Here is a 3,559-nt window from a genome sequence, read left to right on the forward strand (position 1 = left end):
CCACCAACGCCAACCCGGACGTAGACGGGACTGAAAGCTTCCACAGCGCCCGCTCGTGCTCCAGGCCGCGCCACCACCAACGCCAACCCGGACGTAGACGGGACTGAAAGAGCCACAGGCGACATCCTACACGAGATCAAACCCCGCCACCAACGCCAACCCGGACGTAGACGGGACTGAAAGGGAGGGCAAGCTCAACGAGTACCTGCCCTGCCCGGACCCACCAACGCCAACCCGGACGTAGACGGGACTGAAAGACGTTGTGAAGCTCGCCGCTGAGGGCTTGAACCGCCGCCACCAACGCCAACCCGGACGTAGACGGGACTGAAAGTTCGCCGAGCGGTCGGCGAGGGCCCCATTTTCCTCGACCACCAACGCCAACCCGGACGTAGACGGGACTGAAAGTCACCAGGGCTCCGTTGGAACCAATGTTGGAGACGACCACCAACGCCAACCCGGACGTAGACGGGACTGAAAGGTCACTCACCTTTACGGGGCTATCTTTGACAGTTTCCCACCAACGCCAACCCGGACGTAGACGGGACTGAAAGCCATTTGCGGGGCGGTTGACCGGGAGGACTTGCGAATACCACCAACGCCAACCCGGACGTAGACGGGACTGAAAGTTCGTTATTACGGTAAACAAGGGTGGCTACCTCGTTCCACCAACGCCAACCCGGACGTAGACGGGACTGAAAGTCGCCAGCGATCACTCCGCTTGTTTGCGCCGAAGCAGTCCACCAACGCCAACCCGGACGTAGACGGGACTGAAAGGCGGTTGCACCTGAACGTGTGGACCCAGCAGGTGACCCACCAACGCCAACCCGGACGTAGACGGGACTGAAAGTGGTACTTTGCGGCTGCCTTGTCCGCCAGTTCCAGCCACCAACGCCAACCCGGACGTAGACGGGACTGAAAGTAGTAGTCGCCGCCAGGGAACGGCTTCACGTTGGCCCCACCAACGCCAACCCGGACGTAGACGGGACTGAAAGGCTTGATCGTCCCCTCGGCCACGCCAGCACGTTTGCCACCAACGCCAACCCGGACGTAGACGGGACTGAAAGAGTCCACTCCACAAGGTAGCCCATGTTGCCCGCCATACCACCAACGCCAACCCGGACGTAGACGGGACTGAAAGAGGCGCTACTGGACGTGCACCTTTGACACGACCGTGGCCACCAACGCCAACCCGGACGTAGACGGGACTGAAAGGCGAAGGAGAAGGTATCATGACGTCACACGTACAGTCCACCAACGCCAACCCGGACGTAGACGGGACTGAAAGAGACAAACCAGCGCGGGCTGTCGGGCGTGCCATCCCCCACCAACGCCAACCCGGACGTAGACGGGACTGAAAGTAGCGTTCTCCATCAAGTACCATGGACTGCCTGCTCGCCACCAACGCCAACCCGGACGTAGACGGGACTGAAAGACGTATCCTACCCTGGGAGGCGGGATGACCTCGATCCCACCAACGCCAACCCGGACGTAGACGGGACTGAAAGTACCGACCGGCGGCCCGGCACCTAGGTCATACCCAGCCACCAACGCCAACCCGGACGTAGACGGGACTGAAAGGTGGCCAGGTGTTCCTCACCAACGCGGTGCCGCTCCACCACCAACGCCAACCCGGACGTAGACGGGACTGAAAGCAGGTCAGTCTCGCCGTTGTCGTCGGGCAGGTAAAACCACCAACGCCAACCCGGACGTAGACGGGACTGAAAGTACAAGCGCGTCCGGCGTGTACCTTGTCATGTGGCCCACCAACGCCAACCCGGACGTAGACGGGACTGAAAGTTTCCGAGTTCCGCCAGGAAGCAAAGGAGAGATTCGACCACCAACGCCAACCCGGACGTAGACGGGACTGAAAGTTGCCAGAGCCGAGCGGGAGAAGCAGTCCGACCGCAACCACCAACGCCAACCCGGACGTAGACGGGACTGAAAGTAAACTTATGGCCTTCCCCGACGAGTTCGGCCTGCCCACCAACGCCAACCCGGACGTAGACGGGACTGAAAGCGAAGAAGTGTTCGCGCCAAACGCCAACCTCGTATGCCACCAACGCCAACCCGGACGTAGACGGGACTGAAAGCGTACACGATATAACTGCCCGTCTCCGGCTCCGGAGCGCCACCAACGCCAACCCGGACGTAGACGGGACTGAAAGTGAGCATCACACGATTTCCCTGCACATGAGGTGGAGCCACCAACGCCAACCCGGACGTAGACGGGACTGAAAGCCGCAACGCCAGCCACAACGCCGCCGCCTCGTCCACCACCAACGCCAACCCGGACGTAGACGGGACTGAAAGATCTAACAGCCCACACCAGGAAGTCCACCCGCGCCACCACCAACGCCAACCCGGACGTAGACGGGACTGAAAGAGCTATGTAATTGCTTTCGTTCTTTACGGCCCCTTTCCACCAACGCCAACCCGGACGTAGACGGGACTGAAAGTGGATCCCCAGGAGCGAACTCTGCATAGCCGTATGCACCACCAACGCCAACCCGGACGTAGACGGGACTGAAAGTGTGCGTGCGGCACGGGTGGCTGTGGTAGCGAAAGCGACCACCAACGCCAACCCGGACGTAGACGGGACTGAAAGTGTGCGTGCGGCACGGGTGGCTGTGGTAGCGAAAGCGACCACCAACGCCAACCCGGACGTAGACGGGACTGAAAGAAGTTGCACCGGGTGTGTATACGCCTTCTTTTCGACCACCAACGCCAACCCGGACGTAGACGGGACTGAAAGATGGCACGCGGGGCGGGCACCAGGACTTAGGCTTCGCCACCAACGCCAACCCGGACGTAGACGGGACTGAAAGCGTCTACCACTACCACCAACCCCCGAGGCCAGGAGCCACCAACGCCAACCCGGACGTAGACGGGACTGAAAGCCTGACTTTCTTGCGGGGCTTAATAGCCCAAAATCCGCCACCAACGCCAACCCGGACGTAGACGGGACTGAAAGCTTCACTTATAATTCTTTCTTCTATTGGTTTATTTTCCCACCAACGCCAACCCGGACGTAGACGGGACTGAAAGTTTTCCAGGGCCAACCCACCCCCTTCCATAACCACCACCAACGCCAACCCGGACGTAGACGGGACTGAAGCTTCACTTATAATTCTTTCTTCTATTGGTTTATTTTCCCACCAACGCCAACCCGGACGTAGACGGGACTGAAAGGGCTCGCCGTCCGCCACGAACAGGTACAGCCCGATGCCCACCAACGCCAACCCGGACGTAGACGGGACTGAAAGTAGGTGGCCCCGGCACGGTACGCCTCTTCCAGGCTGCCACCAACGCCAACCCGGACGTAGACGGGACTGAAAGGGCCCCTGTGCCTGGGGCTGCCGGCCTGCGGTTCGGGCCACCAACGCCAACCCGGACGTAGACGGGACTGAAAGATCCCATGTCCGGCCGTCTAGTCGGAAGTTCCGGCAGCGTCACTGGCTGAATCCATTGGGCCACTTGGGTTTTCGGCCAGCCGGGATTTCAGCCCCGTGGCTACGGCAGGGGCAGGCCCAGGTGGGCAAAGATCCGCCGGTGCAGTTCG

Annotated in this window: 1 CRISPR repeat array. The window is 61.0% G+C overall.

The window, feature by feature from the left end:
- Positions 1-3,410: a CRISPR direct-repeat array (repeat unit 37 nt; unit sequence CCACCAACGCCAACCCGGACGTAGACGGGACTGAAAG).
- Positions 3,411-3,559: the final 149 nt, after the last annotated feature.

The organism is Bacillota bacterium (assembly GCA_040757085.1).
Lineage (GTDB): Bacteria > Bacillota > Sulfobacillia > JACIYH01 > JACIYH01 > JACIYH01.